The 5,208-nt window shown below is 48.6% G+C and carries 5 protein-coding genes; 4 read left to right on the top strand and 1 reads right to left on the bottom strand.

Features of this window, described 5'->3' with window-relative positions:
- From R3177_RS13075 to R3177_RS13065, 3 genes are all read left to right on the top strand, one after another.
- The coding region (locus tag R3177_RS13075) for a homocysteine S-methyltransferase family protein (protein WP_318971468.1) at positions 1–252 on the top strand (252 nt) is incomplete at its 5' end.
- Positions 252–2,873 (top strand): methionine synthase, encoded by a 2,622-nt coding sequence (metH, locus tag R3177_RS13070; protein ID WP_318971467.1) that lies wholly within the window; start codon positions 252–254, stop codon positions 2,871–2,873. The genes R3177_RS13075 and metH, both read left to right, overlap by 1 nt.
- Positions 2,874–2,949: 76 nt before the next feature.
- Positions 2,950–3,711 (top strand): substrate-binding periplasmic protein, encoded by a 762-nt coding sequence (locus tag R3177_RS13065; protein ID WP_318971466.1) that lies wholly within the window; start codon positions 2,950–2,952, stop codon positions 3,709–3,711.
- Here the strand turns inward: R3177_RS13065 and R3177_RS13060 are convergent.
- The gene (locus R3177_RS13060) at positions 3,708–4,214 is read right to left on the bottom strand and encodes a TIGR00645 family protein (protein WP_318971465.1); all 507 of its coding nucleotides are present in this window, start codon (positions 4,212–4,214) and stop codon (positions 3,708–3,710) included. The two genes, R3177_RS13065 and R3177_RS13060, sit on opposite strands and share 4 nt — an antisense overlap.
- A 193-nt stretch (positions 4,215–4,407) precedes the next feature.
- Between R3177_RS13060 and R3177_RS13055 the strand changes: the two genes are divergently transcribed.
- Positions 4,408–5,154: a hypothetical protein gene (locus tag R3177_RS13055; RefSeq protein WP_318971464.1), complete on the top strand. Its 747-nt coding sequence runs from the start codon at positions 4,408–4,410 to the stop codon at positions 5,152–5,154.
- The last annotated feature ends 54 nt before the right edge of the window (positions 5,155–5,208 follow it).

The raw sequence follows: 5,208 nt of genomic DNA, 5'->3' as shown, positions 1-5,208 counted from the left end.
TCAGTGCATCCGAATGCCGGCCTGCCCAATGAGTTTGGTGAGTATGATTTAGGTGCAGCAGAGATGGCTGCAGAGATTGCCGACTGGGCCGCACAGGGGTTTTTAAATATCGTCGGTGGCTGTTGCGGTACAACGCCAGAACATATCAAAGCGATCTCTGACGCGGTAAAACAGGCGCCGGCGCGCCAGCCCAGAGCACCAGATCACAGTTTTCATTTAGCCGGGCTTGAAGCCTTTTCTCTGGAGTGGTAATGCAGCAACAGGCCCGATTTATTAACGTAGGCGAGCGGACTAATGTGACCGGCTCGGCCCGGTTTAAAAAACTTATTCTAAATGGTGACTATGAGGCGGCACTGGATGTGGCGCGGCAGCAGGTAGAGAACGGCGCGCAAATTATTGATATCAACATGGATGAGGCGATGCTTGACAGCAAAGCTGCCATGGTACGTTATTTAAGTTTGCTGGCCTCTGAACCTGATATTTCGCGGGTACCGATTATGGTTGACTCGTCAAAATGGGAGGTTATTGAAGCGGCACTCAAATGCATTCAGGGCAAGGCGGTCGTTAATTCTATTTCATTAAAAGAAGGCGAGGCGCCTTTTGTGCAGCAGGCGAGGTTGCTACGCCGCTACGGTGCGGCTGTGGTGGTAATGGCTTTTGATGAAAAGGGCCAGGCTGATACCAAAGAGCGCAAAGTCGAAATATGCCAGCGCGCCTATCAGATCCTAACCGGGCAGATTGGTTTTCCGCCACAGGACATTATTTTTGACCCGAATATCTTTGCGGTCGCCACCGGCATAGAAGAGCATAATAACTATGCAGTGGATTTTATTGAAGCGACCCGTGAGATCAAACAGCGGTGCCCGCATGCAAAAATTTCCGGCGGCGTATCTAATGTCTCATTTTCGTTTCGCGGCAATGATGCCGTACGCGAGGCCATTCACTCAGTATTTTTATACCATGCCATCGCTGCCGGCATGGATATGGGTATTGTTAATGCGGGGCAGCTTACCGTCTATGATGATATACCTCCGTTGTTACGCGAGCGGGTAGAGGATGTCATATTAAACCGGCGTGATGATGCTACCGAGCGATTGCTCGATATCGCTGCTCAGTTTAAAGGTGATGGCAGCGTAGCTGAAAAAGTCGACGACGCATGGCGTAGCCTGCCGGTTAACAAACGGCTGGAACATGCTTTGGTAAAAGGTATTACCGACTTTATCGAGCTTGATACCGAAGAGGCACGCAACCAGGCCGAAAAGCCGCTGCATGTGATTGAAGGGCCGTTAATGGACGGCATGAATGTTGTGGGCGACCTGTTCGGTGAGGGGAAGATGTTTTTGCCGCAGGTCGTTAAATCGGCCCGGGTAATGAAAAAAGCAGTGGCTTATCTGCAGCCTTTTATCGAGCAGGAAAAAGAAGGAGGCCGGGCTCAGGGTAAGGTGCTGCTGGCAACAGTAAAAGGCGATGTGCACGATATCGGCAAAAATATCGTTGGGGTGGTGCTGCAATGCAATAACTTTGAAGTGATTGATCTTGGTGTGATGGTGCCGTGCGCTGAGCTGTTAAGAGTCGCCAAAGAGCAGAAGGTTGATGTGATTGGTTTGTCGGGTCTGATTACCCCATCCCTGGATGAGATGGTGCATGTTGCTAAAGAAATGACCCGGTTAGGCTTTACCCAACCGTTATTAATTGGCGGCGCAACGACCTCAAAAGCCCATACTGCCGTCAAAATAGAGCCCCATTATGCCAATGGCGTGGTGTATGTGCCTAATGCGTCGCGCAGTGTGTCGGTGGTGCAGTCATTAATTACGCCAGACAGCAAAGCGGAGTATTTAGCGCGGATTAAAAATGAATATGGGGTGGCACGCGAGCAACATGCCCGTTCGCGCCCGGGTGAAAAGCTGCTTAGTTTAGCTGAGGCCAAAGCCAATAAATTTCAGCTCGATTTAACTAAAGTCGCCCCGGCGCCTAAGCAGCCCGGCGTTCACTTATGGCAGGATGTCGATTTAGACCTGTTACGCGACTACATAGACTGGACACCGTTTTTTTTAACCTGGCAGCTATCGGGCAAATACCCGGCCATTTTAAATCATGCCGAAGTGGGTATGGAGGCCCGTAAATTATTTCAAGATGCCAATAGCATGCTGGATCGGATGATTAACGAAGGGCACGTGAAAGGCAAAGCCGTATTTGGTTTATTTCCGGCGAACAGTGACGGTGATGATATTGTCGTTTATACCAACGAGCAGCGAAACACAGAGGAAGCCCGCTTATATAACCTGCGTCAGCAGTTGCAGCTGCGTAACAATGTTCCTAATTGCAGCCTGGCCGATTTTATCGCGCCGGTTGCCAGTGGCGTTAAAGACTATATTGGCGCTTTTGCCGTCAGTACCGGTTTTGGTGCTGATGAATTTGCTGCCAAGTTTGCCGCTGAGCATGATGATTACAACAGCATCATGGTCAAAGCGCTGGCTGATAGGTTAGCTGAGGCTCTGGCAGAGTATCTGCATTTAAAAGTGCGCCGGCAATACTGGGGCTATGCCGCTGATGAAGATCTGAATAATGAACAGTTAATTCGCGAGCTGTATCAGGGGATCAGGCCGGCGCCGGGTTACCCGGCCTGCCCGGAGCATACCGAAAAAGGCACCTTATGGCAGCTTTTGGACGTCGAGGCGCAGACAGGCATAAAGCTGACCGAAAGTTATGCGATGTGGCCGGGTGCCGCGGTAAGTGGCTGGTATTTCGGCCATCCTGACAGCAAATATTTTGCCGTCAGTAAAATTGGTGAAGATCAGGTTACCGAATATGCCGCAAAAAAAGGCTGGAGCCTTGCAGAGGCACAAAGCTGGCTGGCTCCCAATATTCGTTAAGCTTCATGGTAAAAAATGTATGTCAGTTTGCCGAAAAACCGTTATCTTAAAAAGGATTAGGTTGAGGATATTACCGATGTGGTCACGCTGGATAATCTTTTTTTTGCTGCTGACAATGGCTGGCCAGCTGATGGCAAAGCCACTTACCGTACTGGTGGGGCAGCACAAGCCGCCCTACATTAATACCGCGAATATCTCAGGCTATGAGGTTGAGCTGCTGGCTGAAGTCGTCAGCAGAATGGGCTATGAGCCGGTGTTTGTGTTTGTTCCCAACGCAAGGCTTAAACCTTTACTTGAGCAGGGCGAAGGCGACATTGCAAGTCTGCAGCCTGTTACGGCTGAGGACACAACACTGTTTTATTCTAACCCTTATATTCGTTATCAGAATATTGCGGTAAGTTTGGCAGACAATAAATTAATGATTAACGATAGCCGTGATTTAGGGCACTATTCGGTGTTAGCATTTCAAAATGCCCGCACGGTGCTGGGGCCAGAATATGCCGATATGGCGAGAATTTCTGCTGCTTACCGTGAAACCGTGGACCAGCAGGCACAGTTAAAAATGCTTTTGTCTGGCCGGGTGCAGGTGGTGGTGATGGACCGTAATATTTTTAACCATTACCGCTTGCAGCAGGATAATGTGGACGAGCTGGCGGTTCATCCGTTATTTGACACTACCCTCTACCGGGCGGCATTCACAGAGGCCGCCCTGCAAAAGGCTTTTGACAGGGCATTGTTAAGTGTCATTCTCGATAGCTGGTACCTGCGGTTACAGCGTAAATATTTTGGCGAAGAAAATCAGAACCTGGCTCATTATCTGTTATGCAACGCCGGTTAAAGTGACTTTACTTTATCATCGCGCAGCAATTTATCCAGGTATCCCATGGCAAAGGCTGACAGCACAAAGGTGATATGAATAAGCAGGTACCACATGATCTTTTCGTTTTCGATCACTTCAGTATTCATAAATACTTTCAGTAAATGAATCGATGAAATCGCTACTATCGATGCCGCGACTTTATTTTTCAAAGAGCCGGAGTCCAGTTTTCCAAGCCAGCTGAGCTTATCGGAATTACCTTCCAGATCAAGCCTGGAAACAAAATTCTCATAGCCGGAAAACATCACCATCACTAACAGGCCACCGACCAGCGCAATATCAATTAACGATAACACCACTAAAATCAGCTCAACTTCTTTCATGCTGAAGATAATTGGAACGATACGAATAATTTCCTGAAAAAACTTAATCGCCAGCGCTATCAATGCCAGGCTGAGCCCCAGATAAATAGGCGCCATAATCCAACGGGCAGAATAAATAAGATTCTCAACAAACTTTTCCATAGTACAACCTCACAGATTTGATGTTGCTATTATGCGGTCCGTCTGGTGCAAAGCAAGTCTGAATGCCGGTATTTGCTGGTTTTTTGTCCAGGTTGCTGAAGTTTTATCTCAGCTCTCTTAATTTAGCTGGTTTTGCAGTATGATAACGGCCTTTTACGGCAGCAGTGGCTGCAGGCGTGGGCAAGGGGAAAGTGTGGAAAAGCCGTTTCAACTGAAACTGATTATCAGGCGGGTGAAAACTACCGCCTCATTGCAGTGGCTGACGGGTGCCTGGCATCTGTTCAGGCGTTTGCCGTTGTTGTTTATAGCAATGTTTTGCTTAACCGCCATCATCAGCTTTCTGTTGCAGCAGCATCAGTTAACAACCCTAATCTGGGTATTTCTGGGGCCGTTTTTAACAGCCGGATTCTATAAAACTATTGTTGGTGCGCAACAGCAACAGAAGGTCGGCATCGACTGGCTGTTTCAACCGCTGACAGAGCCCTCTTGCCGGCTTATCCTGATGACCATTGGCGCGCTTAAATTTGTTATGTTTACTCCGCTGATAGCCTTGTTTGAACAGTTGCAAACCACCATGTCGGCGGCAGTAGAAGCACAAACTGGCGTGGAAACGATAGTCTTGCTGCAACTACTGGCAATGGTGGCGTTGTTTACCCTGGTGTTAATGCTGTTTGCCTATGCCGTCGCGATTGCCTATTTTTTAAAAGAGCGTCGTATTCTGGTGGTATTACAAACCAGTTTTATTGCCTGCTGGCGCAATATTGGCGCGCTGCTGTTATACGGCCTGATTAGTATGGCACTGGTTTTTCTGACCCTGCCTACGCTCGGCATTGGCTTAATTGTGGTGGCACCTTTACTGCAAATCGCATTTTTTCTGTCATTTAATGATGTATTTGCTTTGCAGGTGAACGCCGCGGATGATGGGGTTCTGGAGGTATAACCGTGGTCGGGGTCGCTGAGCTGAAAAAACAGGCGTTAAACTGGCTTAGCCGCC

The sequence above is a fragment of the Arsukibacterium sp. genome (genome assembly GCF_033722355.1).
In the GTDB taxonomy this organism is placed as follows: Bacteria; Pseudomonadota; Gammaproteobacteria; order Enterobacterales; family Alteromonadaceae; genus Alishewanella.
Note: the sequence above shows the minus strand (reverse complement) of the source record. Positions and strands in the feature narration are given on the sequence as shown.

What these genes read in the sequence shown, in the direction of transcription:
- metH (WP_318971467.1), top strand. Translation starts at nt 252, where the DNA reads ATGCAGCAACAGGCCCGATTTATTAACGTAGGCGAGCGGACTAATGTG.
- R3177_RS13065 (WP_318971466.1), top strand. Translation starts at nt 2,950, where the DNA reads ATGTGGTCACGCTGGATAATCTTTTTTTTGCTGCTGACAATGGCTGGC.
- R3177_RS13060 (WP_318971465.1), bottom strand. Translation starts at nt 4,214, where the DNA reads ATGGAAAAGTTTGTTGAGAATCTTATTTATTCTGCCCGTTGGATTATG.